At 69.1% G+C, this 26,542-nt stretch carries 27 protein-coding genes and 4 pseudogenes; 11 read left to right on the top strand and 20 right to left on the bottom strand.

Annotation, left to right across the window (positions count from 1 at the left end; translation table 11 throughout):
- The 3 genes from IG78_RS45735 to IG78_RS49180 all read right to left on the bottom strand — a co-directional run.
- A partial coding sequence (locus IG78_RS45735) for a transposase (RefSeq protein WP_157855798.1) occupies positions 1-181 on the bottom strand: 181 nt, incomplete at its 3' end.
- A gap of 180 nt (positions 182-361) precedes the next feature.
- Complete coding sequence (locus tag IG78_RS0114480; RefSeq protein ID WP_225882084.1) at positions 362-1,429, bottom strand: hypothetical protein; 1,068 nt, start codon at positions 1,427-1,429, stop codon at positions 362-364.
- Between the two features lie 122 nt (positions 1,430-1,551).
- Positions 1,552-1,839 (bottom strand): hypothetical protein, encoded by a 288-nt coding sequence (locus IG78_RS49180; protein ID WP_157855797.1) that lies wholly within the window; start codon positions 1,837-1,839, stop codon positions 1,552-1,554.
- A gap of 488 nt (positions 1,840-2,327) precedes the next feature.
- On the opposite strand from IG78_RS49180, the gene IG78_RS50125 reads away from it, so the two are divergent.
- On the top strand, positions 2,328-2,666 hold the full coding sequence (locus IG78_RS50125; RefSeq protein ID WP_169749692.1) for a hypothetical protein: 339 nt from the start codon (positions 2,328-2,330) through the stop codon (positions 2,664-2,666).
- On the opposite strand, the pseudogene IG78_RS42120 reads toward IG78_RS50125, so the two are convergent.
- The 9 genes and pseudogenes from IG78_RS42120 to IG78_RS42105 form a co-directional block, all read right to left on the bottom strand.
- Positions 2,569-3,316 (bottom strand): annotated as a pseudogene (locus IG78_RS42120) (inositol monophosphatase family protein). The gene IG78_RS50125 and the pseudogene IG78_RS42120 overlap by 98 nt on opposite strands.
- Before the next feature lie 106 nt (positions 3,317-3,422).
- A complete protein-coding gene (locus tag IG78_RS0114465; protein ID WP_030562988.1) occupies positions 3,423-4,028 on the bottom strand; it encodes a class I SAM-dependent methyltransferase in 606 nt (201 codons plus the stop codon).
- Between the two features lie 172 nt (positions 4,029-4,200).
- The gene (locus tag IG78_RS45730; protein ID WP_030562986.1) at positions 4,201-4,809 is read right to left on the bottom strand and encodes a HutD/Ves family protein; all 609 of its coding nucleotides are present in this window, start codon (positions 4,807-4,809) and stop codon (positions 4,201-4,203) included.
- Positions 4,810-4,939: 130 nt separating this feature from the next.
- Positions 4,940-5,446, bottom strand: coding sequence for a carboxymuconolactone decarboxylase family protein (locus IG78_RS0114455; RefSeq protein ID WP_030562984.1), 507 nt, complete (start codon positions 5,444-5,446; stop codon positions 4,940-4,942).
- Between the two features lie 354 nt (positions 5,447-5,800).
- Positions 5,801-6,145, bottom strand: a complete 345-nt coding sequence (locus IG78_RS0114450) for an STAS domain-containing protein (protein ID WP_030562982.1) — start codon at positions 6,143-6,145, stop codon at positions 5,801-5,803.
- A 475-nt stretch (positions 6,146-6,620) separates the two neighbouring features.
- A complete protein-coding gene (locus IG78_RS0114445; protein WP_030562980.1) occupies positions 6,621-7,118 on the bottom strand; it encodes a hypothetical protein in 498 nt (165 codons plus the stop codon).
- Positions 7,115-7,858 carry an alpha/beta fold hydrolase gene (locus tag IG78_RS0114440; RefSeq protein ID WP_030562978.1) on the bottom strand — a complete coding sequence of 248 codons (744 nt, stop codon included), beginning with the start codon at positions 7,856-7,858 and terminating at the stop codon, positions 7,115-7,117. Before IG78_RS0114440 ends, IG78_RS0114445 begins: the two co-directional genes overlap by 4 nt.
- Positions 7,859-8,128: 270 nt before the next feature.
- Positions 8,129-8,491 carry an ANTAR domain-containing protein gene (locus IG78_RS42110; protein ID WP_051852633.1) on the bottom strand — a complete coding sequence of 121 codons (363 nt, stop codon included), beginning with the start codon at positions 8,489-8,491 and terminating at the stop codon, positions 8,129-8,131.
- 160 nt (positions 8,492-8,651) lie between these two features.
- A pseudogene (locus tag IG78_RS42105) lies at positions 8,652-9,718 on the bottom strand (methyltransferase).
- 383 nt (positions 9,719-10,101) lie between these two features.
- Here IG78_RS42105 and IG78_RS0114420 point away from each other — a divergent pair.
- Positions 10,102-10,692: a lytic polysaccharide monooxygenase auxiliary activity family 9 protein gene (locus IG78_RS0114420; protein ID WP_030562974.1), complete on the top strand. Its 591-nt coding sequence runs from the start codon at positions 10,102-10,104 to the stop codon at positions 10,690-10,692.
- Between the two features lie 107 nt (positions 10,693-10,799).
- Here IG78_RS0114420 and IG78_RS0114415 read toward each other — a convergent pair whose 3' ends face one another.
- The 3 genes from IG78_RS0114415 to IG78_RS0114405 all read right to left on the bottom strand — a co-directional run bounded on the left by IG78_RS0114415 (position 10,800) and on the right by IG78_RS0114405 (position 12,983).
- Positions 10,800-11,234 (bottom strand): VOC family protein, encoded by a 435-nt coding sequence (locus tag IG78_RS0114415; protein WP_030562972.1) that lies wholly within the window; start codon positions 11,232-11,234, stop codon positions 10,800-10,802.
- A gap of 344 nt (positions 11,235-11,578) precedes the next feature.
- Positions 11,579-12,460: a hypothetical protein gene (locus IG78_RS0114410; RefSeq protein WP_030562970.1), complete on the bottom strand. Its 882-nt coding sequence runs from the start codon at positions 12,458-12,460 to the stop codon at positions 11,579-11,581.
- A gap of 10 nt (positions 12,461-12,470) precedes the next feature.
- A complete protein-coding gene (locus tag IG78_RS0114405; RefSeq protein WP_225882085.1) occupies positions 12,471-12,983 on the bottom strand; it encodes a C39 family peptidase in 513 nt (170 codons plus the stop codon).
- A gap of 441 nt (positions 12,984-13,424) precedes the next feature.
- On the opposite strand from IG78_RS0114405, the gene IG78_RS0114400 reads away from it, so the two are divergent.
- Positions 13,425-13,694 (top strand): hypothetical protein, encoded by a 270-nt coding sequence (locus IG78_RS0114400; RefSeq protein WP_030562966.1) that lies wholly within the window; start codon positions 13,425-13,427, stop codon positions 13,692-13,694.
- Here IG78_RS0114400 and IG78_RS0114395 read toward each other — a convergent pair.
- Positions 13,667-13,987 carry a hypothetical protein gene (locus IG78_RS0114395; protein ID WP_030562964.1) on the bottom strand — a complete coding sequence of 107 codons (321 nt, stop codon included), beginning with the start codon at positions 13,985-13,987 and terminating at the stop codon, positions 13,667-13,669. The genes IG78_RS0114400 and IG78_RS0114395 overlap by 28 nt on opposite strands.
- A 334-nt stretch (positions 13,988-14,321) precedes the next feature.
- On the bottom strand, positions 14,322-14,528 hold the full coding sequence (locus tag IG78_RS0114390; protein WP_030562962.1) for a hypothetical protein: 207 nt from the start codon (positions 14,526-14,528) through the stop codon (positions 14,322-14,324).
- A 188-nt stretch (positions 14,529-14,716) separates the two neighbouring features.
- On the opposite strand from IG78_RS0114390, the gene IG78_RS49175 reads away from it, so the two are divergent.
- Complete coding sequence (locus IG78_RS49175) at positions 14,717-14,860, top strand: hypothetical protein (RefSeq protein WP_157855796.1); 144 nt, start codon at positions 14,717-14,719, stop codon at positions 14,858-14,860.
- Positions 14,861-15,381: 521 nt separating this feature from the next.
- On the opposite strand, the gene IG78_RS0114380 is transcribed toward IG78_RS49175, so the two are convergent.
- The 3 genes and pseudogenes from IG78_RS0114380 to IG78_RS51315 form a co-directional block, all read right to left on the bottom strand.
- Positions 15,382-16,362 carry a helix-turn-helix transcriptional regulator gene (locus tag IG78_RS0114380; protein WP_030562960.1) on the bottom strand — a complete coding sequence of 327 codons (981 nt, stop codon included), beginning with the start codon at positions 16,360-16,362 and terminating at the stop codon, positions 15,382-15,384.
- A 178-nt stretch (positions 16,363-16,540) separates the two neighbouring features.
- Positions 16,541-16,783, bottom strand: a pseudogene (locus tag IG78_RS51320) (FAD-dependent monooxygenase); the annotation flags it as partial.
- Positions 16,784-17,153: 370 nt separating this feature from the next.
- A pseudogene (locus IG78_RS51315) lies at positions 17,154-17,272 on the bottom strand (nuclear transport factor 2 family protein); the annotation flags it as partial.
- A gap of 97 nt (positions 17,273-17,369) precedes the next feature.
- Here IG78_RS51315 and IG78_RS0114375 point away from each other — a divergent pair.
- From IG78_RS0114375 to IG78_RS0114345, 7 genes are all read left to right on the top strand, one after another.
- Positions 17,370-18,167 (top strand): thymidylate synthase, encoded by a 798-nt coding sequence (locus IG78_RS0114375; RefSeq protein WP_030562958.1) that lies wholly within the window; start codon positions 17,370-17,372, stop codon positions 18,165-18,167.
- Entirely contained in the window at positions 18,164-18,706 is a 543-nt protein-coding gene (locus IG78_RS0114370; protein ID WP_030562956.1) for a dihydrofolate reductase, read from the top strand. Before IG78_RS0114375 ends, IG78_RS0114370 begins: the two co-directional genes overlap by 4 nt.
- A gap of 313 nt (positions 18,707-19,019) precedes the next feature.
- Complete coding sequence (locus tag IG78_RS0114365; RefSeq protein ID WP_225882087.1) at positions 19,020-20,777, top strand: B12-binding domain-containing radical SAM protein; 1,758 nt, start codon at positions 19,020-19,022, stop codon at positions 20,775-20,777.
- A 36-nt stretch (positions 20,778-20,813) separates the two neighbouring features.
- The gene (locus IG78_RS0114360) at positions 20,814-23,051 is read left to right on the top strand and encodes an oxidoreductase (RefSeq protein ID WP_051852631.1); all 2,238 of its coding nucleotides are present in this window, start codon (positions 20,814-20,816) and stop codon (positions 23,049-23,051) included.
- A 103-nt stretch (positions 23,052-23,154) separates the two neighbouring features.
- A complete protein-coding gene (locus IG78_RS0114355) occupies positions 23,155-24,576 on the top strand; it encodes a class I adenylate-forming enzyme family protein (RefSeq protein WP_157855795.1) in 1,422 nt (473 codons plus the stop codon).
- Positions 24,573-26,066 (top strand): MFS transporter, encoded by a 1,494-nt coding sequence (locus IG78_RS0114350; protein ID WP_051852630.1) that lies wholly within the window; start codon positions 24,573-24,575, stop codon positions 26,064-26,066. Before IG78_RS0114355 ends, IG78_RS0114350 begins: the two co-directional genes overlap by 4 nt.
- The gene (locus tag IG78_RS0114345) at positions 26,063-26,542 is read left to right on the top strand and encodes a PaaI family thioesterase (RefSeq protein ID WP_107054901.1); all 480 of its coding nucleotides are present in this window, start codon (positions 26,063-26,065) and stop codon (positions 26,540-26,542) included. Before IG78_RS0114350 ends, IG78_RS0114345 begins: the two co-directional genes overlap by 4 nt.

Genomic DNA, 26,542 nt, shown 5'->3' with positions numbered 1-26,542 from the left:
AGCCATACCGTTCCGGCACATCACGCCAGGCTGACCCGGTTCTCAGCTTCCACACGATTCCATTCAGGACCACCCGGTCGTCCGATCGAGGCCGCCCCGAAGTCCCCGAACTCGGCAGGAACCGCGACAACACAGCCCACTCGGCATCCGAAAGCTCATGACGACGCACCACGACGAGCATGATCCCTCATCACTGATCACCTTTGAAGACGACCCCTAAAGCGTGTTGCACAACGACCGAACGATCTTTCGCGACCGTTTAGCGGTGCCGACCAGACCAGCGAAAACGGGTACAGAATCGGGCAGTTGACCTCGTGGTTGGTGGCCGGATCCGAACGTGATCGCCGTTGTGCAACACGCCCTAGGGCAGGGCCTCGCCGGTACGGACGGCGCACCGCGCCAGGGCGGTCATCGCGCGGACCTCCTCAGGGCCCGCCTCGGGACGGCGATCGGGCGACAGCCCGGCGGGACCGGCGCTGGCGATGGCCGCGCGCCGCATCCTGCTGACAGCGGCGTCGGGCACGTCACCCGGGGCGGGCCCCAGGCTGCGCGCGGCGTGGGCGGCCTGCCGCCCGAGCAGCAGACAGTACGTCCACAATTCCTCGGCGAAGGGCCTGCCGAAAGTACGCGCCACCTGAGCGACGAGATCCTCCGGCAAGTGAGCCTTCCGCACGGCGTGAATGCCGTCCTCCGTGAGGCCGGTCGCGGGCAGTGCCTCTCGCCAGTGGTGGTGGCCGCGACCGCCGTCGGCGTCCTTCTCCTGGCCGGGCAGCCTGATGTAGCCCTCCCCGTACCGCATGTACGGAACCCAGCCTGGCTCTTCCAGAACCCGCCCGTGGGCGAGCAGGGGGCCGGCGTCGGCGGCGGAGGTGGGACAGACAGCGAGCCGGATGCCCTGCGCCGCGTGGCCGTTGATACTGCTCGTCCCGATGTGCTCGACGATGTTCGGCACGGCGAGCAGGCTCATCCTGCCCCGCTCCCGGAAGAAGACAGAGAACAGTTCGTCGTCGTGCCGTTCGGCACTGCCCTGCGCGTACGCCCGGAAGGCGGCGGCCGTCGCGACCGGCAGACACACGGCGAGGGACGGAGTGAACTCGTCGGGAACGGCCCGCACCCACGCGGCGCCGGCGAGGGCGGCGAGGCGGGCGGCACCACCGTTGCGAGCGTGCCAGTTGGTGTAGAAGACCAGGGCCTCGTCGGGGAACCGGGAAGCGGCCTCGGCGACGATCTCCAGGAGCTCGGCGGGCCCTTCGACATCGTCCTGGACCACAAGGTGGTGACTCGCACCGGGAGCCGCTGCAGACCAGGCGACCAGAGCGGTGCGCAGAGCGGAGGGCGGACCTTGTGGATCGGGGTCGAGGGCCAGGCCGTCGAGCCCCAACCGTTGCGCGAGGTCCTGCGCCTGAGCGAGACGGACGGGATGGGTCATGACGGCCGAACTCACTTGAGTTCTGGACACGTTGGTCACATGGGGCTCCTCGGCAAGGGATCGCCGATCATGTTCGCAGAGCGCGGGCGGACAGCGGCCGGTGTACCGGGAGTTTGGCCGGATCAGTGGCGGTAACGGCTGCCCCAGTGCGACCGGGCAAGGGGCTCACTCTCGGTGGAGAACCGTACGGCGCGCTCCCGACCCGAACCGGACGCGTCGTCGACCGGCGAGTCCGGGGACAAGCGCCGAAGGAGAAGGGCCGCGACGAGGAACCAGCACAGACCGACGACGGCATCGACGTACACGGCGATGGCGAACGGCAGGTGAGCGACACCGTGTACGGCCGTCACCGCGAGGATCGAGACACCGGTGTCAGCCGCGAAGAGCAGGTAGCGCCCGGTTCGCCGCACTGTGAACGCCTCTCGTCCGTCGCACCGCTTGCGAGCAGTGAACGGCAGACCACCGTGCTTTGTGACGGCCAAATCCGGCCAGGCTGCCCGGGACGCGAGGTCACGGTCCCTCTGCTTGGCGAACCGTCCGGCCACCGGGTCTCGGCCGGGGCGCCCGGCGGAGCGGCCGATCTCGCCGTCGCCGTGGCACACCGGGCTGTCCGGTCAGCCGGGGGTGCGCGGATCGCGGGTGGCGGAATCCCGCGAGCATTGCCGCGGTGTCCGGGGGCAACAGCAACGTAAGAGCCGATTGCGGGGCCTCGATCGCTCCGCGGCGGCTCCTGACGGTGTGACGCCGTGCTCGCCGTCCTGGCCTTCGTCACGCTCGTCGTCACCATCGCTGATCCACCGCTGGACTAGCTGATCCACCGCTGGCCCCTTGGCTCCAACGCTGGCCCCTTGGCTCCACCCCTGGCTCATTGGCTCCACTTCTCGCCCTGGAGGCACTGATGTCCCCTCACCCGGTCATGATCGCGGGCGCCGCCCTTCTCACCGTCTGTGCCGCCTACGCGGTGTACGACCGTGCGTGGCTGCCCGCCTTCGGGCTCGTGCACGGTGCCGGACTCCTCGCCTTCTGGGCTCTAGGTGAGCGTGCGGCGCGTCGCCGGGCCCTCGTCATGGCGCAGCGCGCCGAACTCGCCGCGCGGCCCTCCCCGGAGACGCCTCTCGCACCACACTTCCAGGCCGAACTCAAGTACGCCTGGGCGGAGTTGAACTCGGCCTGCTGCTTGTCCGCGGTGCTGTCACGCCACGCTGAGCACGACCCCACATACTGCTCTCGGAACTGACGCGCCGAGGGATGGGGCCGCCGTCGACCCCGGTGACCACGCACCCTGCCGCCCGGCACAGCGCGATTCCGGCAGCGAAGTGCACGCTCCCGGACAGGTCACCGCCATCGGTGACATACGCAGCACGCTTACCGACGGCGACCCAGGCCAACGCGAGCGTCGTGGAGACGACCCGGGGCCGGAGCCGCTCCACGAACTAGGTGGGTCGAAGGCGTGGGCGCCAGCGGAACGTCGGCGTTGCCGTGCCGCACCCAGGCGGTCTCACCGTCGGTGACGAAGACCTCGCCGCTGAACGGGTCGGCCACCGCCGCCGCACCGCCGCGCGGCGCGACGTTGACGGCCACCAGCATGTTGCCGACGGCGTAGTTCAACGTGCCGCACAGGGGGTCCACCAACCACTGGCGTGCGGCGTCGGCGACACCCTGCTGACCGCCCTCCTCACCGAGCACGGCGTCATCGGGCCGGGCGGCGCGGATGACGCCGAGTATCGCCTGCTCGGCCTCCACATCGGCGGTGGTCGCGAAGTCCCCGGCCCCTTTGTCGACGCGGGCGAGCCCCTGACCGTACAGGGAGCGCACCACGTCCGCGCCTGCGCGTGCCGCCGCCGTCGCGACACCGGCATCGTCAAGGCCCGCATATGAGTTGATCATCCGGCGCATGATAGCGGCGCCCAAGTCCCCGCCCCTGCTGGGCACCACTTTCCCCCTCCCCCGCGGGACGCCGCACCGTGGGCAGCCACCCCAGGGCGGTGACGACTCAGCCGCGATGGACGCTGACGGCATAGCCGCCACCCTCGTACGGGTGGGCATCCCACGTCGCGAAGCGATCGACGAGGGTGAGGCCGGCCGCGGTGCAGCAGGCGTCGTACTCCGGCAGGGTGATGCCGGGCGGCACCGGCAGGTGGGCTTCGTCCAGTCCGAACCCGGCGACCAGGAGACCGCCCGGGCGCAGGGTCGCGGCCAGGCGGCCGACCACTGTGGCCTCGGTGCCCGGGGCAAGGAGCGGGAAGATGTTGCCGGCGGCGACCACGAGGTCGAAGTCCGCAGCCGCACCCGATGCGGCCGGGTCGAACTCGGCCAGGTCGGCTTGGATCCAGGGCAGTTCCGGCGCCTGCCTGCGGGCCACCGCCAGCATGGAGGCGTCGAGGTCGACCCCGACACAGTCGTACCCGAGCTCCGCCAGCCGGACCATGACCCGCCCGGTGCCGCACCCGGCGTCCAGCACCCGCGCTCCCGGGGACACGAGCGCGGCGCAGAACCGTGCCTCCCCGTGCATGTCCCTACCGTTGCCGGCCAGGGCGGCGAACCGGGCGGCGTAGTCCTCTCCGGACGTCCCACCGGTCAGTTCTTTCCATCGGTTCATGAGGGAAAGGGTAGGTGAGGAGCGCGAGCGCTTGCTGCGCACGCCTCCCGCGGCGGGCGGAGCCCGGATGCCGTACGGCGATCGACGGCGGCGTCCACGGTCTGCTGGGCGAACAGCGACCGAGGGTGACCCCTTGCGCGTTTCGAGGCCGGGTACTGATCCCGCCCCGCCGTCAGTGCGTCGCGCCGCTCCTGATCCTGATCCCGGCCACCGTGCCGTCGCCCCGCAGGGTCAGCGGGCCCGGGCCTTGATGACGTACGCAGTCCAGCCTGCCCAGGGGTGTCTCCGGTCCGTCCGGACCGCCGACGGCGATGCCCTCGGTGGCGGCCACGACCAAGAGGGTCTCACCCGTGGCACACGCCATCTCCGCGGCCTCCGCGGCAGCGACGCGGACGATCCGCACGTCTGCCTTCGCCCGGCCCCTGCGGGTCATCACATTCACATTGCGCACCGCGCCCGCCACCAGCCGGCAGTCCGTCACCGCGTCGCCGGAGAAGGCGAAGGGGTTCAGCGGTCCGACTTCGTGCCGGGTCCCGTCCACGGTCAGCAGCATGCCCTCTCCCTCGACCAGGGTGATCACGCGGTCGATCCCGGCGAAGGGCGAGAAGGGGCCGTCCGCGTCCACGTCCGCGACACTCACCCGCCAGTCGAAGCTGTCGGCCAACTCCTCAGAGGTCAGGGGAACTTGGACACGACCGGACGTGACCTCCCGGGTCAGTCCGCCGCCGTTCCGCCACGGCACACTGCGGTAGTCCCTCCAACGCAGCACATCTCCGCCCACCCGGCACCGCCTCCCTTCTTCCCTCATTGCCCGTCCGGCCGACTTCATCACGCGAGGCACGAACCCGAGCATGGGGGGGCGCCCGTCGGGCCAGGTGCCCCCCCATCAAACTGCAAGAACCTGTTCGGTCCTACTTCCACGGATCGGTGAACGACCGACCGGGCACCGGCTTGGCGATGAGAGCCACGGCTATGAAGAAGTTGACCTGCCCGATCGCGAACATCAACGTGGCGAGGGCCTTCTCCTCGTAGTGCTCGGCAGCCTGTGCGTACAACTCGTCAGAAACCCGCTCGCCGTCCGCGGACGGCTGCAGCACGGCCTCCACCAAGGCCAGAGCGGCGCGCTCCGCGCCGGAGAAGTACGGCGAGTCCTGCCAGGAGGACACCGACGTGATCCGCTCCTCCGACTCCCCCGCCTTGCGCAGGAACCCGGTGTGCAGAACGGTCAGGTAGGTGCTGCCGACGAGCTGGCCCGCCCGAAGTTGAACCAGGCTGATCGTGGAACGCGGCACCGAACCGTTGCCGGTGACCTTGAACAGTGCCGCCGACACCGCGGCCAGTTCAGGGACGAGCTGCGCGGGGTCCTCGCTCATCCGCGGCACCATCGGGACCTCAGCCGTGATCGAACGTGTAGCCATCATCGTCTCCTTGTTTCCTCAGGGGCACCGCAAGGTGCTGTCACTGTCCTGACGGATCGCGCCAGGAAAATGTGACCGGCGGCCAGGCGTCCCGCGGGCACGGTGTGGATCCGCAGTCCCGGTGCGGTCCGCTCAGTTGCAGGAGGCGCTGGAGCTGGCCGTGGGCGTGCTCCACGACCAGTTCGCCGCCGTGCGTGCCCAGTTGCTACGAGGCAGAGCCCAAGAGCTCCAGGGCCACGGGGGCTCGGAAGGTGACCCGGCTCAGGTCGAGTATGACGCGGGCCCTGCTGTGTTCCGGCCACAGCGGGGCCCGCGGCGGATGGAACTTGCGTGCCGTCGGCGTGGTCACCTCTCTCAGGGATCGGATCGCCGCAGGGGCAACTGGTCCTGGAGGCCCGCCCGGTCGATGGCGGCCCCTGCGACGAGCCCGGTCTCGATGATGCCGACCGCGATACCCACCGCATCCAGTGCTCGGCACATGCCCAGCAGCGTGAACAGACCGGCGTTGTCGCAATAGGTGACGGCGGACAGCTCGAGCAACAGTCGACGGCGACCAGGCTGCGCCGCCACTTGCACGATCTCCTCGCGCAGCAAGGCGACGGTGTCGAAGTCCAGTTCGCCGGACAGGCATATGACTGTCGCGGTCCGGCCCGCCGGGACTTGACGGATCACCAGCCGGGGTTCGGCGTCCTGCTCCATGGCAGCCGCTTCCTTCTCTGCCCGCGGGCGGTACGGCGCCCGCCTGCCTGGCGACCAAGATCTCCCTCAGGGTGCGCACTGGGCCGCAGCACCCGCACCTGGTTCGTCAGCAATGTCCGTCCCAAGCCTCGCTGACCATGTCCGAAGCACCCTCCTGTCCGCCGACGCCTCAAGACGGAAGCCGATCTCCGGCATCGCCGGACATCCTTCCCACGTATTCTCCCGCATCCGGGGCCTGCGGGGGCCGCCCAGGAAGAGTGGGCTCGCGGACACGGACGGGGCGTCCAGGCCCGCGGGCTGCGGAGCCTGCGGGCTGCGGGCTGCGGGCTGCGGGCTGCGGGCTGCGCGGACAGTCGCAGGAGTGCAGACCAAGGCGGCCACAGGCACCGTGCCGTGCTTCGACTGTGCACGGGCCCTTCGAACTCACTCCTCGAACTCACTCCTCGAACTCACTCCTCGAACTCACCTCTCCAACTCACCTCTCCAACTCACCTCTCGAAGCGCGCCGCCCCCGCGTGAGCGCGAGAACGCTTCCGACCACGGCGATCATGGCGATGGCCAGGGCGATGCTGATTCCGCCCTCGGTGTCCCAGTACACGTCTTCCAAGCTGATCAGCAGTGCCGCCTCGTCGACGACGAGGGCCAGGCCGACCCCGTAGGCCAGCCCCATCCAGGCGCGCGCCCGCGCCGAGCGGTCTGCCAGTCCTGCCACGCCCACCACGGCGAGCAACAGGATTCCCCACACGTAGTGGTGGATGTGCACCCCACCGGCCTGCATGTCGCCGACCCCGGCCACGTCGACATGGATGAGCCAGGTGAGCAGGCGCATGCCGCCGAAGGTGAGGGCGAACCCCCACCAGGCAAGGACCAGGCCTCGGCGTTTCGGAGAGATGCCGGGCAGCAGGCGCAACCAGGGCGAGGGGCGCCCCGCGTGGCCGGACGGTGCGCGGCCGGACGTCTTCCGGGACTTCATCCGGGCCTCTCCGCCGTGAACTTCTCGATCAGTGCGGCCATGGCGTCCGGCGCACTGTAGTGGGCTGCGTGGGCCGCGCCTGGGACGTCTTCCGTGCGCCCGTCGGCGACCAGTCCTGCCACCCGCCGAGTCCATGTGCCGGAGGCGATGGTGTCACCCGCTCCCCGTACGACGAGCGTGGGCGCGCGGACCCGGGAGAGGTTCACCTCGAATGACTCCGCTGCGTCCCGCAGCGAGTGCTGAAAGGAGGCGGCGCACCGCAGGGGGCCGGTCACCAGATAGTCGAACGCGGCCAGGGAGAGCAGCCCCAGGGGCTCCCTGGGGGCGTCCGCGACGAGCCGACCGAACTGGCGCAGGGCGGAGATGCCCGGTTCGAGCGCAGGACCGACCAGCACCAGGTGGCTCACCAGGTGGGGGTGGCGTGCGGCGAGGGCCGCGACCACCTGACAGCCGACCGAGTTGGCCACCAACTGGCTCGGACCCAAGAACAGACGCTGGTGCAGGCGGGCCAAGGCATCAGCGAGCTGTCCGACGTCGGGCGCGCGGCGTACGGTGGCCCGCGAACGCGCGTTGCCCGGCAGATCCGGCACCACCACGCTCGCCCCGCCTGCGGCCAGCCTGCGTGCGAGCGGCACGAAGTACCGGCCCGAGAGTCCGAGTCCGTGTACGAGCACCATGGCCGGGCGGTCCTCATGTGGCGGCGGCCCGTATCTGCGGACGAAGAAGCCGTCGTCAGTCATGTGATCCACCTGTCCGCCATCGTGTTGTGCAACCCGAGTCCGTCTCGATCGATCGACCACCGAGTATCCCTGCGTGACGGGCAGGCAGATGGACGAAACGCACGCGCACCGAGCAAGCGTCCAGGTGTTCCCGTAGTGGCCGGGCCGTCAATGCTCGATGTAGCTCACCAGCAGGTCAGCGAGCTGCTTCGGCCTGCCGATGGCGACACAGTGGCTGCCGATGAGCACGGATGTGGCCATCCCCCGGGCATACACCCAAGGGGCGACCGGTCACGGGACAGCTTCATCTGCGTCGGTGGGGCGGTGCACCTGTCGCCGGTCCCATGCCCTGAGCTGGGCCCGAAGGTCTGTGGGCAGGCGCCCGTCGCGCCCCCAGGCGACGATCGACCCAGCCAGGTCCTGGCACTCGACGTCCATGCGCCCGGACAGATCCCGCAACGCGTCCCAGCCCTGCTCGGGCGTGAGGCGCCCGGCCGCCATGAGCACACCGACGGCCTGGTCCAGGACCGCATTGGTCTGCAAGGCCCGATGGAGATCATCGACTTCCGCCTTGAGGCGGGCAACCTCCTGCTGCGGCTCCGCGGCGAACTCTTCGGCGGACTCCTCGGGCTCAAGGTCTGGCAGCGTACACAAACGATCACTCCGGTTCGGGGTCTGGGATCCGGAAATACAGACACAGCCTCTGCGGAGGAACCTACGCTCTGTACCCGCCCACGCCCCGCAACGCGCCTGCCACCGCGAACTCGTGCCGCCCGGCCTGCGGAGCATGGACAAACCTACGGCCTGCCGAGATTCAGGAGCCGGCCGTTTCCGTCGCGTCGTCGCCGGCCCGGGCTTCGATGACGCTCAAGACGGTGGGAGTGGAACAGACACGGGTCAGGCGCAGGCCCGCCTCGGCCAGCAGCGCACGGAAGTCCTCGTGCGTGCGCTCGCGGCCAACCAGTGCAGCCATCATCAGAAGGTCCAGGTCCTTGGCCTGATGAGGGCGGTTGTCAGGTGCGATGACCGCGTCCACGACGAGGATCCGCCCTCCCGGAGCGAGCGCGCGGCGGCAGGCGCGCAGCAGGCGGACACACTGCTCGTCCTGCCAGTCGTGCAGGATGCGCTTGAGCAGGAGGACGTCGCCCTTGGGTACGCGGTGAAGAAGTCACCCTCCGCCGTGGACCACCGCCCAGCGAGCGCCGCGTCGTCACCCAGCCGGTGCCCGGCCACGACGTGGGCCCGGTCGTACAGCACACCGTCGAGCCCCGGGCAGGCTCGCAGAACGGCGGCGAGAAACCCACCCTGGCCCCCTCCGACATCCACGACGGTGCCGGTCTTCGGGAAGTCATAGGCCCCGGCGATCGGCTCGTTCTCCACACCGGACATGGCGGCCATGCCGTCGTGGAAGACGGCGGCGGTCTCGGCGTCCTGGGCGAAGTGGTCGAAGAAGGGCTTGGCGAAGATGTCCTCGAAGACGGAACCGCCGGTACTCAGACAGTGGTCCATCCGCCCTGCCGGGAGCCAGAACGTACGGTCGGTGATCATGAGAATTCCGTCCCGTACCGATCCGGGAACGTCGGACCGCAGCGCCTCCCCCGCTGCCTCCAGTTGGAACCGGCCCTGTTCGTCCTCGCCGAACAGTCCCCGCGTGGCCAGCAGCCGGAGCACCCGGGTCAAGGCCGTCGGGTCCGTATCGGTGGCGGCGGCCACATCGGCGGGTGTGCGCGGCCCGTCGGACAAGTGGTCCGCCACGCGGGCAAGAGCGGCCGCACGCAGCGCGGCCGGGAACACATAGCCGAGCGCCGCGTCGATGAGCGCGGCGCCTCCCCCGTCTCCGCCGCGCACACTGTCCACCGCCCGCTCACCAGCACTGCCCATGTCGCCCATCGCCCCGGCTCCCTCCACTACCGCGCCCCGGTCGAGCACACCCGTGCCCAACGGCCCGGGGCCTCAACCCCGGCCACCCGACGGCGGGTCACCCGTGGCGCATACTGTGCCGTCGCCGCGCGGGGTCGCCCCCGCTGACATCATGTCCGAAGCGGCCCGGGCGCTCCGCCCCTCCGGACGACTTGTCATTGGTATGGACATGACCAACCCGTCGAGCTAATCTCGGACTTGGTCTAGACCGCGTCGGACGCGTGTCCTCCGGTTGTCTCCTCACGGCCACGCCGTCCTCACGGTTCGGTCCGGCAGTGGCAGTGTCAGTGCATCCGAGGTGTGTGTCCGCCCCCATCCGCAACCTCGGACCACGGGAGCACACCATGCGCAGGAAGCTCACCTCGTTACTCCTCGGCCTCGGCCTCGCCGGATCGACCGTGCTCGCCACCAGCGGCAGCGCCCATGGCCACGGCTACACCGACTCGCCCGTCAGCCGCCAGCAGTTGTGCGGCAACGGCACCGTACGGAACTGCGGGCAGATCCAGTGGGAGCCGCCGAGCGTGGAGGGTCCCAAGGGGTTCCCCGCGCGCGGGCCCGCCGACGGGCACATCTGCTCGGGTGGCATCGGGCGCTTCTCCGAACTGGACGATCCGCGAGGCGGGAACTGGCCGAGCACCAGCCTGACCGCGGGCCAGAGCCACACCTTTGTATGGCGGATCACCGCCCGCCACGCCACCACCGACTTCCGCTACTACATCACCAAGGACGGCTGGAACCCCGCCAAGCCACTGACCAGGGCCGACCTGGACCCACAGCCGTTCCTCTCCGTACCCTTCGGCGGCCGTCAGCCCGGCTCCACGGTCACCCACGCAGGCGTCCTGCCCCAGAAGACCGGTCGGCACCTCATCCTCGGCGTCTGGACCATCGCCGACACCGGCAACGCTTTCTACGCCTGCTCCGACGTACGCTTCTGACACCCGGACACCCGGACACCCGGACACCCCCGGGCCAGGGCGCGCGCATGGCCGGGGGGGCTTCCGCCCCGCGAGGTGCGACGGCGGGGCAGTCGTCTGCGAAGTGCTCAGTCGAGACAGAACTCGTTGCCCTCGATGTCCTGCATCACCAGGCACGACTCGTTGTCCTCATCGGCAGCCAGGAGTCGCACACGTACCGCGCCGAGCGCGATCAACCGTGCGCACTCGGCCTCGAGCACGGCCAGGCGCTCTTCGCCCACGAGCCCCGTACCGACCCGTACATCGAGATGAACCCGATTCTTGACGACCTTGCCTTCGGGAACGCGCTGGAAGAACAGTCGCGGGCCCACACCTGAGGGATCACTGCAGGCGAACCACGCGTCCCGTTCCTCAGACGGCAGGGACCGGTTGAAATCGTCCCAGGTGTCGAACCCCTCCGGTGGCGGCGGTGCGACGTACCCCAACACCTCGCACCAAAAGCGCGCGACGCGCTCGGGTTCCGCGCAGTCGAAGGTGACTTGGAACTTCCTGATCGAAGACATCGGCGCACCATACCAGTGGGTTTCCGTTGCGGCCCGCACCGCATTTGCGGACGGCAGCCAGCCGATCCGCGTCCGCGCGCGCCGCGCCGGGCCGCGCCGGGCCGCACCGATCCGCCAGGGATACACGGACGTCGACTGCGTGCACCACCCCGAGGTCGGCTCCGACTTCCACGTCGTCTGGCTCTACCGCCCCTGAGCAACACCTGATCCGCAGCCTGAGTGAGGCGCCGCACAGGGCGCCTCACTCAGCGCTGCCGCGGTATGCCCGGGGGCTGGATCCGCGGGCGGCTCGGCACGCCCCGCCCTCGCTGGTTGCCAGGGTGGGGTGGCGTACGGGTCGGGGCTCAGCCAGTGCTTGCGCGCTTGTGACGGCGGAGTACGACAACCCCGCCCGCGAGTGCGAGTGCCGCTCCGGAACCGCCGACGAGCAGCGGGGTGGAGGCCGACGTGCCGTCCTCCTCCTTGCGCTGTGGGCCGGAGCCGCTGGAGTAGCCCTTGGTGTCGTACTCCGAGCCCGGCAGCTTGTCGGCGTATCGGGCCTTGACCGGTTGCTGGTAGTCGGCGAGCGATACCGACGCCTGCCCGTTCAGTCCTTCCCTGGCCTGGTCGTTGAGCGGTTCGACGGTGTTGAGTTTGAGCTGGTACCAGCCGCGGATCTGGGGTTCGGTGAAGACCAGCGTTCCCAGGGTGGCCCTGCCCGCGTACGAGGCGTCGCTGTCGCCGTCGCGCACGGCCGCCAGGTGCCAGCCGCCGCCTCGGGTGGGGGCGAGCATGACGGTGGCCGTGCGGCCGTTGACGGTGGCGCTCAGCGAGGAGACAAGCTGCGTCAGCTTGATCGCTTCGGTGGGCAGGGGCCGGGCGGTGCCTGCGACGAAGCCGGGGGTGATCTCGTTGAGGGCCAGCGGGTCCTTGATCGTGAAGGTCGGGAGGCCACGGCACGGTTCGGCGGTGTCGGGGATCGACTGCACCGGCCCGCCGGCCCCGGTGGGCAGCGGGGTGCGCAGAAAGCGGCAGACTGCGTTGCGGACGGCGGTGGACTTCACCGCGTCGAGAGCGGCCTGGTAGTCGGGGATGTCCGCGGGCAGCGGGTCCTTGGCCGGGGCCGCGCGGACCGGGCCGATGGCGGACAGCAGTGCGGACGCGCTCAGGGCGAGGACGATGGCCAGGCGGGAGCAGCGGGAGCTCGCCCGCTCGGCGGTCGTTCCGGTGTTTCTGGTGTCGCGCATGTCGCCTGCCTTAGCGGGAGATGCCGATGCGGGAGTGGGTCCACTTGGACGAGCTGTTGCTCACGTAGTCGTTGTAGTTCCACCACGTGTACGTGGCGGTGTCCGGCCACGGGTCGGCGACGGCGATGGTGTTGTTCGACGTGTCGAAGCCGTAGACCACGTTCATGTGTCCACCGCCGGATGCCCATCCGATGCGGGCGGCGACCGGCCGTGCCGCCTTGACGTCGGTGTACACCTGGTTGAACGTGGCCGCGCTGTTCAGGCCCGAGCCGGTGTGGGCCAGGCCGAGGCTGCTCCAGCCCTTGGCCATGTCACCGAGTGTGGCGGGCTGGTTGTTGCAGCCGTAGGAGGGCTGGGCCCGGTTGCAGAAGTCCGTCTGCGTCGACCCATATCCCTGGAACTTGGCGATGGTCAGCCCGGAGGCGACCCAGCACCACTGGGTCTTCTCCTGCTTGTACATGCCGATGTTGTCCTGACCCGCTTCCGCGTGAGCCGTGCCTGCCGCGGCCGCGAGCGTTCCCAAGACGGCCAGCACAACGGCTGCCGCTGCCATTCCGTACCTGAATCTGCCCATGTTTCTGCCTTCCCCTGAAGGCTGCAACGAGACGAGCGGGGCGATCTGGCAGGGATATGACAGCGCAGCATGACGGGGGCATCCAGGGGCGACGCACGCGTTTGACCCGTATGGATTATTTGTCGGACCATCATATGTATGCGACGGCCCAGCCGAGCGCCTCGGCGCTGTTGCGAGGCGGCCATGGTTGACGACGAAGACAACTGATGGATCCCCAGGGGGCGCCAAGGGCACTTGGGAGGCGCGCAGGAGGCGTGCATCGAGCTGAGCGCACTCCTTCGTCAACCCGAAGATACGGTCGGCTCCGGTGCGACAGGCGGCCTTGGCGGCAGTATGGGGCGTCAGCGAGGGGGGCGGGAGTGCCGAGGGCGTAAGTACCGGAGTTGCCGGGTGTTCGCCCCGCAGCGTGAAGCCGCCCTGCCCGCGCTGGTGCTCTACGCCGCGGTCAAGCAGTTCGAGGACGAGTTGATCCTCTCGGCCGACTCGCGGCAGGAGTTCCTGCGGCTGGCTCGTAGCCGCCGCGACCTGCTGTGGCACGACGAGTTCCGGCGCCTGCACGCCGCGGACGCCCGAGCCCGCGACCTCGCGGCACTGGCCGGAACCGTCCACGAAGCGCTGGCCAGGCACGCGGGTCACGGGGAAGGGAACGGTGCGGCGTGAGCGGGGACAATGTCGTCTTCGACATCGGGCTCGTCGGTCCCAGCGGAGTCGGCAAGACTTCGCTCATCAGCGCCGTCTTCCTCGCCGGGCAGGACATGCTCGCCGGCAGCGGTGTCACGGTGGTCCCGGACGACGAGCCGACTGAAGCCCTGATGGCGGACCACGCCCATGCTCTGGCCAGCGTGGTCCAGCGCGGCCAGTTCGTCGCCGACTCCGTCAAGGCGAACACATCCGTGCTCGACTTCAGCCTTCGGCTCGACCCAGGGTTGGCCAACGGCGGTATAGCGCTGCATCTGAAGGACTGTCCCGGAGGTTGGCTCGACCCTCAGAAACGAAAGGACTCCGCGGAGGCCAGGCAGCCGTCACGGCCCGTACCGGCGAGTGGCGGCTGTATCTGGTCTCCATCCCTTATGGGAGAAGGGACACACGAGGACGCCCCCGGGAGTTCACACTGGCCCTCACCGGTCGCTGCGGTCCGTCGGACGCCTCTGCGGTTCTGTGGCTGGCCGAAGTCGTGGGCGCAGCGGAGAGCGCACGGTTGCGCACCGCGTTCTCCGATGCCTTTCCGGACGCCGCCATCAGGCGGCTGCGAGGCCGCCATATGCCCGTCCACCAGCAGGAGAGAGTTCAGCGCCTCGCCGAGGCTCTGCGGAAGCTGGAGCCGGAACCCGTCCTGTCGCCTCCCGCCCCGCCGGGCAGATGGTGGGGCTCCAGGAAGACGGCAGCGACCGGCAGGCCTTTCCCGACCATGTGGCCCGGCTCCTGCTGGGCGAGCAGGACGGTGTCGCGATCGTGGGCGACCTGGTGTACGAGGTACACGTCACGGGCGACCATGCGCCCTCCGCCTCTGTCCGCGCCCTGGGTGAGGTGTGGCCGAGCACTGCGTCAATGCTTCTCGTCCGCTCCGGCAGCCCGCAGCGGACGTCCCCCGAGTCCGCCCCGGGCAGACAGCCACTCTCTCGGCAGGCGAGGTGGTGCCGGGAAAAGCTCCCACCGCACGGCGGGCGAGCACGAGCGCGACCGTGCAGGAGCCCGGGCGGAAGGAGCGCACCAAGGAGCGGGCACGCACCGATCGGTTCCTCAGGAGAGTGACCTGGAGCTGCGCCGGACTGGCCGTACTGTTCGTCGGGGTCCTGATCGTGCTGGTGCTGACGACGCTCCTGTAGAGATCGCATCACACAAAGCCCCACGCTTGGGATGGGGATACCAACCCGCCTGGACACGGATGGAGCTCTACGAAGGCGAGCGCTGCAGCGAATGGGTGGTCCAGGGCTGGACCGACGCCGGGGTCTGTTGTCTCCGACCGGTACGGCAAGGAACCCCGGCGGCCCCGGAGCAAGCCCTCCTGACGGTGACGCCCTCCGGGAGACCCATCCCACCGTCCACGAACCCCGCCGTCAGCGAGTTGCTGTCTGCGGCGGACACCGTTGCGCGGGCCATACCCCCGATCCGCAGGGTCTACCAATCAGTGCCCGTTGCGCTGGACAAACTCGGCGCGGATCTCTGGCCATGGACTGCGCATGTGAGTCTCGAGCTCCGCTACGCGGATGGAAGCCACCGGAGAGCGACGTCCGAGGACACCCCCATGTATCGCTTCGCAGCAGGGCCTTTCACATGTACCGAAAGCGGTGCACCCCACAGCCCGAGTCCCCTCCGGATCAGACTACGGAAAGCGTGACCATGTTGGTCACCTGCGGGTTGCGGTGTCGGAGGGCAGTTCGGCGAAGCGGTCGCGGTACTCGCCGGCGAAGCGGCCGAGGTGGGCGACGCCCCAGCGGTAGGCGATCGTACCGATGGGGTCGCTGGAGGCGAGGATGTCCGCACGGGTCCGGTCGAGCCGTAGGTCGCGGACGTAGGACATGGGCGAGATGCCGAGCCGGTCGCGGAATACGGAGCTGAGGGTCCGCGGGCTGCACCCTGCGGCAGTGGCGATGCCGCCGAGGCTGATGTGCTCGGCGAGGTTCGCTTCGATGAACGCGAGGGCTGCCCGCAAGGAGCGCGGGTAGCCGGGGCGCGGACCGTCGTGCAGCTCGCCGGTGTGCGAGTGCGGCTGGGCCAGGAGCAGGGCGGTGACGAGGCAACGCACCTGGCTGCGTTGCAGTTCCACACGCTGGAACAGGGGGTCTTCGGAGTCCAGTTGTTCGAGGAGGGAACGGATCAGGAGCCGCACCGCCCCGCCCTTGGGCTTGGCCAGGTCGAGGGCGAAATCGAAGCGCACGGTGGACACCGGAGGACGCCCGGTCAGCGCGGTGAACTCCTGGTCGACCAGGGCGGCGTCGATCCGCAGGCCAAGGAACTGCGTCCTCCGGCTGCGCAGGGGCCGCAGTTCCTGGGTGTCTCCGGGGTTGGCGACTCCCGCCGTCGCCTCGTCGAGGGTCGCCCGCAGGCCGCCGCGCGATGCCGAGATGGCACCGGAGACACCGATGTTGACGAAATAGGAGCCGCGGTTACGGCTCTCGGTGGAGGCGACGCGGACGTCGAGTGGCGAGGCGAAGTAGCCCACCGCGAAGTCGTGTGCGGCGACGCCGCGCAGCTCGTGATCGCCGCCGCGCAGCTCGCCCAGGGGCGAGGTGGCGATGGAGCCGCCGAACAGGCGGGTGGCGGCGTTGAGCAGGTCGGCGGCGTTCTGGGATCTGGTGATGAGGTGGTTGCGCAGCGGCGTCGGCACGGTGGTGGGGCCACCTCCCTGGGGACCATTGTCTGCCATGGCGGGTGTGCCGGGTGTGTTCGCGAGGGAAGCCGACACGGCAGGCCTCGTACCCCTGCCCGTGGAAGACGAGCGAGGTCTCGAGCCCGAGCAGGCCTCGCGTCGACGAGCGGATCCCGTCCGCGCCCACCAGCAGCGCTACCGTGCGGACGGTTCCGTCCGACAACCGTACGCGGACCAGTTCCCCCTCCTGATCCACCGCGGCGACGGTCGTTCCGTGGCGTATCACTACGCCGCACCGCTCTGCCTCCGTGTGCAGGACGCGGTGCAGCACGGGGCGCGCGATCCCGGCCATCGCGGGCCGCCGCGCACCGATCAGGCGCGGCAACCGGACCTCGTCCGCGGGCTTCCCGTTCGTGTCCACGTGCGTGATCGTGCTCATGCCGTAGCCCTCGGCCAGACATGCGTCCGCAAGCCCCAGCTCGTCGAAGGCGCGCAACAAAGGACCGGTCAGGCACAGCCCCCCATTCGGAAGCCGCCTCCGGCGGGCCGACCTCGGCGATCTCCACCTGCCAGCCGTCGCGTGCCAGGGCTGTGGCCGCTGTCAGACCGGCCACGCCCGCGCCCACGATCACGGCCGTCCGCGCACCGCGATACCTGTCCATGCAAGCCTCCCAAGCGCCGATTTCTTCGAAACCGTAGGACGCGTCGGCGCTCCGCCTTGTCCGGATCGGGCGGCAACCATCCACTCTCGGCAATCGGTTCAAGCAGACGGTCGGCTTGGGAAAGCAGCGACTCGGTGGGCGGACAGTTCAGGCGGCGGGCGGCTCGGTCTCCCCCGCGCAGGCGATGATCCGGTCGATGAGCTCTGCCGCAGATGGACGACGTCGGCACCCGCGAGGCGCGGACCCCCGTCCGGCGTGGTGAAGACCTCCGGCAGCTCGGGGCTCGCCCGTCACGCGACGGACCAGCCGGTCACCGCCCGTGGACGACGGACCACCCGGTCACAGCACGTAGACTCGACGCCTGTGGCGGACACCCAATACGAAGACTTGTTGCGGCTGGTACTCACCTCCGGGACGGCCAAAGCCGACCGGACGGGCACCGGCACCCGAAGCGTGTTCGGGCACCAACTACGGTATGACCTCTCGCAGGGGTTTCCTCTGGTCACCACCAAGAAGGTGCACCTGAGATCCATCGTGCACGAGCTGCTGTGGTTCCTGAACGGCGACTCGAACGTCCGCTGGCTGCAGGAGCACGGCGTCACCATCTGGGACGAGTGGGCCGACGCGAACGGCGACCTCGGCCCGGTCTACGGCGCCCAGTGGCGTTCCTGGCCCGCTCCGGACGGCAGGCACATCGACCAGATCAGCGAGGTCCTCGGCACGCTGCGCCAGAATCCGGATTCCCGCCGGATGATCGTCTCCGCCTGGAACGTCGCCGACCTCGACAAGATGGCTCTCGCACCGTGTCACGCCTTCTTCCAGTTCTACGTCGCCGACGGCAAGCTCTCCTGCCAGCTCTATCAGCGCAGCGCGGACCTGTTCCTCGGCGTCCCGTTCAACATCGCCAGCTATGCCCTGCTCACGCACATGGTCGCGCAACAGGTCGGCCTCGAACCGGGTGACTTCATCTGGACCGGTGGTGACTGCCACATCTACGACAACCACGTCAAGCAGGTGACCGAGCAGCTCTCGCGCACCCCCTTCGATTTCCCCGAGCTGCGTCTGCGCCGAGCCGACTCGCTTTTCGACTACGCGTACGGTGATGTGGAAGTGCTCGACTACCAGCACCACCCGGCCATCAAGGCCCCGGTCGCGGTATGAACGTCGGGCTGATCTGGGCGCAGACCCTGGATGGCGTGATCGGCGCGGACAATGCGATTCCGTGGCGGCTGCCCGAGGACATGGCGCATTTCAAGGCCACCACCCTCGGTCATCCGGTGGTCATGGGGCGCAAGACATGGGATTCACTGCCTCCGCGGTTTCGTCCGCTGTCCGGCAGGCGCAACATCGTGGTGACTCGGAATCCTCAGTGGGCGGCCGAGGGCGCGGAGCGCGCCGGTTCCGTCGCGGCGGCCCTGGACCTCGCGGCCGAGCCGTGGCGGGCAGGCGCCACGGCAGTCTCCACTGCGGCGCCGTCGGGGCCTGCCGTCCCTGCTGCGGCATGGGTGATCGGCGGTGGCGAGATCTACCGTGCCGCCCTGGAGTACGCGACGACCCTCTCGGTGACGGAAGTCGACTCGGCGGTGGACGGCGACACCTACGCCCCGAAACCGGACGCCACGTGGAGGGTCGCCGAGGACACCGGCTGGCTGTCCTCCACGTCCGGGCTGCGCTACCGCATCCGCACATACACCCGGTGACAGTCAGCGCACCGTCCCCGTGCCTGGCTCCACCGGCAGTCGTCGGGGAATCAGGTGTGCGATGCACGGTTGTGGGTCAACGCTGCGTGCGCACGTACTGATCACCATTCATCGGGCGATCAAGTCGGCGATACGTTCCCGCAGGCCAACCGCCGTGCGAAGAGCGGATTCCCAAACTCATCTGTCCCATTACCGGCGAAGCCGGAGATCAATTGCGGGGAAATTCTCGGTCGACCGGCTCTTGACAAACCTTTCAGCCGGAAGAAGTATGGTGAATCTTGAACTGGCGAGCGGAGAGCCAGGGAGGCCGTGAATGACCACCACGGATCAGCCGTCAATTTCGCGACTTGAGGCCGATCTCTTCCTTTTGCACGCGCCCAGCGTCTATGACTTCCGCGAGCGCGACGACATGCTGTTCGCTTATCTGAGTGACAGCGACAGTGTCAATGTCACCTCGGTCTACGAGATTTATCCCATCGGCTGGTTCTCGATAAAACAGCGTCTTGCCGATCATGGGTTCGACACAAAGATAGTGAATGTCGCCTCCCTGATGCTCATGCATCCCGAAATAGATGTCGAGCGATTACTCGGCCGCTTCGAAGCGCCGGTCTTCGGGTTCGACCTGCACTGGATGGCACACTGCCACGGCTCGGTGGAACTAGCGGCCGTCGTGAAGAAGGTGCATCCCGAAGCGCTCACCATCTTCGGCGGCATCTCGGCGACCTACTATGCCGAGGAACTGATCGAGTACCCCAGCGTCGATGTCGTCGTCCAGGGCTACGACACCCTCGACCCGGTCACCGAGCTGGTCACCAGGGTCCGGCAGGGCAGCAGGGACTTCCGTTCCATTCCGAACCTCCTGTACAAGGCGGGTGGCGAAGTCCGGAGAACCGGTTTCTCGCACACGCCGGACAACAACTACAACAACGTGCGCAACGACTGGTCGTACTACCGCGAAGCAGCCGACGGCGGCCCCTCGGCAGCCAAGCTCATCATGACGTTGCCCAATACCGGATGCGCGCACGACTGCGGCTGGTGCGGCGGGTCACGGTTCGCCTACCGCAACATCATGGGCGTCCGCAGGACCCTGGTGCAGAAGGACAACGACCTGGTCGTCGAAGAGCTTCGCACCATGCGCGAAGCGGCGAAGCGCACCTCGATCTACGCGCTCCAGTGTTATTCCGAGAACAGAACGCGGATGCACCAGTACCTGGACGCCGTGAAAGAGCTCGGATACAAGAGCGTCCACTTCGAGCAGTTCAGTCTGACACCACCCGACATCCTCAAGAAGATGGGTGAGTCGACAGATTCCTACATCATGCTCTCCCCGGAGTCCCACGACCTGAAGATCAGTAAAGCCGCCGGTCGCGGGAACTACACCATGGAGCAGATGGAGGAGTGGATTCCGCGCGCCCTTGATGCCGGCGTGAAGGGCATCATGATCTGGTTCTTCATCGGCATGCCCCACCAGGACCGGAAGTCGGTCATGGACACCATCGCGTACTCGGAGCGGATCATCCGGAAGTTCGGAGGATGGGCCGCCCTTCCGCTCATCTGCCCGATGGTGCCGTTCCTCGACCCGGGGTCCCAGTTCTTCGAAGAACCGGACAAGCACGGTTACCGCATCCACCACCGCACCCTCGAAGAACACCGCCGGGCCATGGTCGAGCCGCTGTGGCACCGGCGGCTGAATTACGAAACAAACTGGCTGAGCAGGCGCCAGCTCCAGGATGTCTCCTACGAGGCGATCACCCGCCTGGTGGAGATCAAGGGTGAGTACGGAGTCCTCCCCGCCGGATTCTGCAAGGCCGTCCTCAAGACCATCGACGAGACACGGGAACTGCTCGGGGAGATGGAGAAGGCACTGCTGCTCGACCAGGAGCTGCCGGCCGATCTCCGGGACGAGATACGGCGCTACAACCGCAAGGTCCTGTCCTATACGAACGACCAGATCATGCCGGTTCCCCGGCCGCTCGGCGGCCGGTGGTTCGACGATGCCACGGTCCCGCCAGAGCTGATCGAGGACGTGCTGGCGCCGCCGACCGGGCGGACGGCGCGGGTACGGTCCTGAACGTCTGCGTGGGCGCCTGGTGCGGGGGAGGTCGAGGTGCGGATCGCTGTGATCGGTGGTGGTCCCGGTGGGCTGTACTTCAGTGTGCTGGCCCACCAGCTAGGCCCCGCGCACGAGATCACCGTCTGGGAGCGGAACGCACCCGATGAGACCTTCGGGTTCGGGGTGGTGCTGTCCGACCAGGCCCTCGCCGGGATCGAGCACGCGGATCCGGCCGTCGTCTCGGGGATGCGGCCGATGCTCGCGCGGTGGGACGACATCGATGTGCACTATCGCGGCACCACGTTCACGGCGGGCGGGAACGGGTTCGCCGCGATGAGCCGCGCGGGGCTGCTCCTGACGCTGCAGCGCCGCTGTGCTCGACTCGGCGTTCCGGTGCGCTACGGCAGCGAGGTCACCGACGTGGCCGCCCTCGCCGCCGACCATGACCTCGTGGTGGCCGCCGACGGGGCGAATTCCCTGGTCCGGGCGCGGTACGCCGAGACCTTCCGGCCCACGGTGCAGACCGGAAAGTGCCGGTACATCTGGCTGGGCACCGACCTGGAGCTCGACTCGTTCACGTTCTACGTCGTGGACACACCGGGCGGGGCCGTACAGGTGCACGCCTATCCCGACTCCCGGCACACCAGCACCCTGATACTGGAGCTGTCCGAAGCCTCCTGGCGCGCGGCCGGGTTCGCCGACGCCGCTCCCCCGCAACTCTCCCCGGGCGAAAGCGACGAACGGTCGATCAAGATCATCGCTGAGCTGTGCAAGGACATCCTGAACGGGCACAAACTGTACGGAAACAACTCGCGCTGGCTGCGTTTTCCCACCGTGCGGTGCGAGACCTTGCGGCATCGCAACGTCGTCCTCATCGGTGACGCGGCGCATACGGCGCACTTCTCCATCGGCTCCGGCACCAAGATCGCGATGGACGACGCGCTGACCCTGGCCAAGAGTCTGCGGGAGCAGCCGAGCACGGCGGCGGCCCTGGCCGCGTACGAGGCCGAGCGCCGCCCGGCGGTCACCTCCCTCCAGCGCGCAGCGCGGGCCAGCCGGGAGTGGTTCGAGAACGTCGACCGCTACACCCACCAGGACCCGCAGCAGTTCGCGGTGAACCTCCTGACCCGCAGCCGCCGCGTCTCCTACGCCAGCCTGCGCCGGCGCGACCCCGAGTTCATCGCCCGCGCGGAGCGGTGGTTCGCCGACACGGCGGGCGCGGCCGACACGGCAGGCGCAGTGGGCGTGGCGGGCCCGGCGGGGAGCCTGGTGAGCGGGCCCGGCCGGGCGGGCCCGCCCCGCCGGACGAGCCCGCCGATGCTCCAGCCCTTCGTGCTCGGCGGCCTCAACCTCGTCAACCGCGTCGTGGTCTCCCCCCGCGGGACGGCCCCCGGAGGAGTCTTCCCCGGCCACGACGGTGTGCCGGGCGACCTCCAGCTCGTGTATCTGGGCGGCGCGGCACTGGGCGGGGCCGGTCTGGTGATGACCGGTCCTGTGTCCGTCTCCGCGGCGGGCACGGCCCTGCCCGGCGGTGCCGGACTGTACACCGCCGAACAGGGCGTCGGATGGCGGCGGGTGGTGGATTTCGTCCACACCCACGCACCGGCGAAGATCGGCGTACAACTCGGCTACTACGGTCCTGACGGCGCCACCAAACCCCTTGGCGAACTGCAGCGCGAGTTCGCCGCCGCGGCCCGGCGCGCCGCCGCCGCATTCGACCTGCTGGAACTGGACTGCGCCCACGGCAGTTGGCTCTCCGCGTCGCTGTCCCCCTCTGCCGACGAACGGGCTCGGCACAACGGCTCACCGCGTAAGGGCGGCGGCTCTCAGCCCCGGGGCGGCGACACGCTGCGGAACCGGTTCCGTCACCCCCTTGCGGTGTTCGGCGCGATCCGCGCCGTATGGCCCGCCGAGCGGCCGGTCGGCCTGCGCGTCTCACCGGCCCGGTGGTTCCCGGGCGGGGACGGCGTCGACGACGCGGCGGCCGAGATCGCGAACGAGTTCGCTGCGCGCGGCGCGGCGGCGGTGCACGTCCGCGCCGGTGCCGAGGCCGACCGGGACATGTACGCGGACCGGATCCGCAACCAGGCCGGGCGCAAGAGCGAGTTCGCCGTGATAGCCGCGGGCTCGATCGCCGTGTCCGACGTAGACACGATCGTCCTCGCAGGGCGTGCGGACCTGTGCGTCGTCGACCCGCCGACGGTGAACTCGCCCTGGCTCGCCCTGCGCGGGACACCGGATCGCGCTACCTCGAAGAGTGGTCATGACGGAGGAGGATGCCGTGCTCCCTAGTGCGGATCTCGGCCTGCTGCCGGAGATTGCCGCTGAACACCACGGTGGGACCACCCTGTGTGCGGACACACCTTGGGGTTCGGCCTGCCGCACCCCGACCACCGTGAGCGACTTCGCGGCCGTCGTCGCGGACTACGCCGACCGGTTGTGGGGTGCGGGAGTACGCCCGGGCGCGGTGGTCGCCCTGGTCAAGTCCAACCACTTCGACATCCAGGCGATCCAGTGCGCGATCGCCCGTATCGGTGCGCTGCCCGCGCTGTTGTCGGTGAAGATGGAGCCGGCGGATCTCCTGTACTGCATCGAGGAACTCCAGCGGCCCTGCCTCCTGACCGACGCCGACGGCGCAGCGGTCCTGCGTCCCTGGCAGGACCGCCTCGGCGAGGTCACCGCCCGCGTCCTCGCGCTCACGCCCGAGGCCGCGTCGGCGGGTGCCGTCCAGCTCAGCGAGCCGGCGGCTCATCAGGTCAGGCGGCGTTCCGGCTCGGACCGGACCCTCATCACGCACTCCTCCGGCACCACAGGGAAACCCAAGCTCCTCGTGCACACTGTGGACTCCCTATACGCCCACGTGGCTCCGCAGATAGGCGTCGTGCAGTCGCTCGACCACGCCGGGATCAGCGCGAAGTGTCTGTCCTTCGTGCATGTGCGGATGTCGTCCGGGCTCCTCACCGTGCTCAACACCGGCCTGCCGTTCCTCGGTATCTCCTCCCCCGAGCCGGCCCCGGTGCGCGAGGCGCTGCTGCGGTACCGGCCGGAGGCTCTGGAAGCACAGCCGAACATGTTCCTGCGCTGGGAAGCCCTCGCGCGCGAGACGCCGAACCCGTTCAGCACGGTCGAGCGCTACATCAGCAGCTTCGACGCGCTCCACCCGCGCACGCTGCGGACCCTTCTTGAGGCGTCCGAGCGGCCGAACCCGACCTTCATCCAGGCGTACGGGCAGACCGAGACCGGCCCGGTCACGCTCCTGATGACCACCCGTTCCGACATCCGCGAGCCGGGGCGACTCAACTCCCGTGACGTGGGCACCGCGTTCCCCGGCATGGAGATACGCGTCGTGGACGACGCCGGAGCACAGCTTCCGGCCGGCACCCCCGGGCACATCGAGATACGCACCCCCGCCCGCGCCGAGTCGATGATCGGCCGCCCGCCGCTGCCCGGCCGTGACACCTGGTGGCCCATGGGCGACATCGGCGCGCTCGGCCCTGACGGGCACGTGGAGCTCCATGACCGGCAAGTGGACCAGGTCCCCGGCGTACCCAGCACCCTGCGCGCCGAGGACGTCCTGCTCGACGAACTGCCGGAACTGGCCGAGGTCGTGATCATCGCGGTGGAAGGGAGGGCCACCGCGGTGGCGGCCACCGTCGACGGCAAGCCGATGGACGAAGACCGCTGGCAGCGCGCCCGCGGAATGGCGGGGCTGCCGGAGAACACCAGGGTCGACCACCGGCCGTGGGACGAGTTTCCGCTCACCGGCACGATGAAGGTCCGCCGGCACCGGCTCTTACCGCACGGAACCACCGGATGAGCGGCTCCCTGACGCCGACGGCGGCGCCAAGCCGATTCCTGCCGACGGAGAAGAGAGCCGCGGCACTCGTGCTCGGCGCCGCCTTCATGCTGCTCGCCGACACCTCGATCGTGAACGTCGCCGTCCCCAGCCTCCAGCGAGACCTCGGAGCCGACGTGCCCGACGTCCAACTGGTGGTGGCAGGCTATGTGGTCGCCTACGCCGTCATGCTCATCACCGGCGGCCGCCTGGGCGATCTGTACGGCAGACAGCGCATGTTCATGATCGGCGCCGTGTCCTTCACCCTGGCCAGCCTCGCCTGCGGCCTGGCGCAGAATCCGGAACAGCTCATCGCAGCCCGGGTGTGGCAAGGCCTCTCGGCGTCGGTGCTGTATCCGCAGGTCATCGCGACCCTGCACATCGCGGTGGCCGCGGAACGGCGCGGGCGGGCGTTCGCGCTGCTCGGCGCGGTGGTCAGTTGCGCCACGATCGCGGGACCGCTCATCGCCGGGCTGCTCATCTCCGCGGACGTCGCCGGGCTCCAGTGGCGGCCGATCTTCCTGATCAACATCCCCGTCGGCATCGTCCTGACAGCCCTCGCACCCCGTATGGTGCCCGCGCACAAGGGGCTGCGCCTGCGGCTCGACTACGCGGGCTCGTTCACCGTCGTCCTGCTCCTCGTCGCGCTCCTGGTGCCGCTCACGATCGGTCGTGACCAGGGCTGGCCGCTGTGGGGGTGGCTGCTGCTCCTGTGCGTGCCGGTGCTGCTTGCCGTCTTCCTCCGGCTCGAGTCGGCGCTCGAACGGCAGGGAAAGTTCCCGCTGTTGCGGCCGGGGCTATCGACGGATCCGACGTTCCGGCTGGCCCTGGCCCTGTATCTGGTGTACTTCGCCGCGGTCGTGCCCTTCTTCCTGTACTTCTCCATCACTCTCCAGTACGGGCTCGGACACGGTGCGCTCGCGGCGGCCGCGACCATGGCACCGTACGCGGTGGGAAGCACGCTCACGTCCCTGTGGTCGGCGCGGATCGTGTCCCGCTTCGACGCGCCCCGCACCATTCTCGCCGGTTGCGTCATAGGCGTCGTCGGCAGCGCACTCATGATCGCCACTCTCGCGGGGAACAGCTCGGGACGGAATCTGGGGTGGGCCATGGCTCCCACGATGGTGTTCACCGGCCTGGGACTCGGCCTGGTGCTGGGGCCGTTGCTCAACTTCGTCCTCGACCGGGTCCGCCACGACGACTCCGGCGTGGCCTCGGGGGCGCTCTCCACCGCGCAGCAGATCGGGTCGTCGCTCGGCGTGGCCGTGATCGGCCTCGCGTTCTTCAGGGGGTTCCACGGGGACCTGGCGTCCCTGGACTATCCGGCGCTGCGGACCGACATGATGTTCGGCCTTGCCGTGGTGGTGACGGCGTTCGCGCTGGCCTCCGTACTCGTCTGGCTCATCGCGCGCCGCAGCCGCGCCGACGACAACGGTCCGGCCTCGTCCAGGCCTCGACCCAAGGCTCCATGACCAGGAAGGTGGCAGCGTACGTGGACGGATCCTCGCCGTCAGGTGCCCTGACGATGCGGCAGAAGATGCTCAATGAGATAGCCGCCGGGAGCACCCCGGTTCCGGCCTATGTGGCACGCCTGTCACTCCGGGTCGTCGCGATGGACTGGCACGCGGGGTTCGTCGCGGTCGCCTTCCGCATCCCCGACGATCTCTGCGTGGAACCGGATGTGGCCTTCGGCGGCCATGTCGCGGGCATTCACGACCAGGCCGCGGGGTTCGTCCTGTGCAGCCTCCTCGACGACGACATGATGTTCGCCACGACCCGGCTGAATGTGCGGTACCTGACGGTGACACGCCCCGGGGAAGTACGCGCCGAGGCCACGCTGCACACGATGAATGAGCGCTCCGCCGATGTACGTGTCTCGCTGACGCAGGCCGGAAGGGTGACGAGCGAGTCGCTCGTGACCGAAGCGATCAGGAAAGCCAAAAGGTGA

It is taken from the genome of Streptomyces aureocirculatus (assembly GCF_000720475.1).
Classification (GTDB): Bacteria; Actinomycetota; Actinomycetes; order Streptomycetales; family Streptomycetaceae; genus Streptomyces; species Streptomyces aureocirculatus.
This window is presented reverse-complemented; position numbering and strand designations above follow the sequence as displayed.

Bases quoted from the DNA above. Each gene is read 5' to 3' on its own strand.
- IG78_RS0114480 (WP_225882084.1), bottom strand. From the start codon at position 1,429: ATGACCCATCCCGTCCGTCTCGCTCAGGCGCAGGACCTCGCGCAACGG.
- IG78_RS50125 (WP_169749692.1), top strand. From the start codon at position 2,328: ATGTCCCCTCACCCGGTCATGATCGCGGGCGCCGCCCTTCTCACCGTC.
- IG78_RS0114465 (WP_030562988.1), bottom strand. From the start codon at position 4,028: ATGAACCGATGGAAAGAACTGACCGGTGGGACGTCCGGAGAGGACTAC.
- IG78_RS0114455 (WP_030562984.1), bottom strand. From the start codon at position 5,446: ATGGCTACACGTTCGATCACGGCTGAGGTCCCGATGGTGCCGCGGATG.
- IG78_RS0114450 (WP_030562982.1), bottom strand. From the start codon at position 6,145: ATGGAGCAGGACGCCGAACCCCGGCTGGTGATCCGTCAAGTCCCGGCG.
- IG78_RS0114445 (WP_030562980.1), bottom strand. From the start codon at position 7,118: ATGAAGTCCCGGAAGACGTCCGGCCGCGCACCGTCCGGCCACGCGGGG.
- IG78_RS0114440 (WP_030562978.1), bottom strand. From the start codon at position 7,858: ATGACTGACGACGGCTTCTTCGTCCGCAGATACGGGCCGCCGCCACAT.
- IG78_RS0114420 (WP_030562974.1), top strand. From the start codon at position 10,102: ATGCGCAGGAAGCTCACCTCGTTACTCCTCGGCCTCGGCCTCGCCGGA.
- IG78_RS0114415 (WP_030562972.1), bottom strand. From the start codon at position 11,234: ATGTCTTCGATCAGGAAGTTCCAAGTCACCTTCGACTGCGCGGAACCC.
- IG78_RS0114410 (WP_030562970.1), bottom strand. From the start codon at position 12,460: ATGCGCGACACCAGAAACACCGGAACGACCGCCGAGCGGGCGAGCTCC.
- IG78_RS0114395 (WP_030562964.1), bottom strand. From the start codon at position 13,987: ATGCAGCGCTATACCGCCGTTGGCCAACCCTGGGTCGAGCCGAAGGCT.
- IG78_RS0114390 (WP_030562962.1), bottom strand. From the start codon at position 14,528: ATGGTCGCCCGTGACGTGTACCTCGTACACCAGGTCGCCCACGATCGC.
- IG78_RS0114370 (WP_030562956.1), top strand. From the start codon at position 18,164: ATGAACGTCGGGCTGATCTGGGCGCAGACCCTGGATGGCGTGATCGGC.
- IG78_RS0114365 (WP_225882087.1), top strand. From the start codon at position 19,020: ATGACCACCACGGATCAGCCGTCAATTTCGCGACTTGAGGCCGATCTC.
- IG78_RS0114350 (WP_051852630.1), top strand. From the start codon at position 24,573: ATGAGCGGCTCCCTGACGCCGACGGCGGCGCCAAGCCGATTCCTGCCG.
- IG78_RS0114345 (WP_107054901.1), top strand. From the start codon at position 26,063: ATGACCAGGAAGGTGGCAGCGTACGTGGACGGATCCTCGCCGTCAGGT.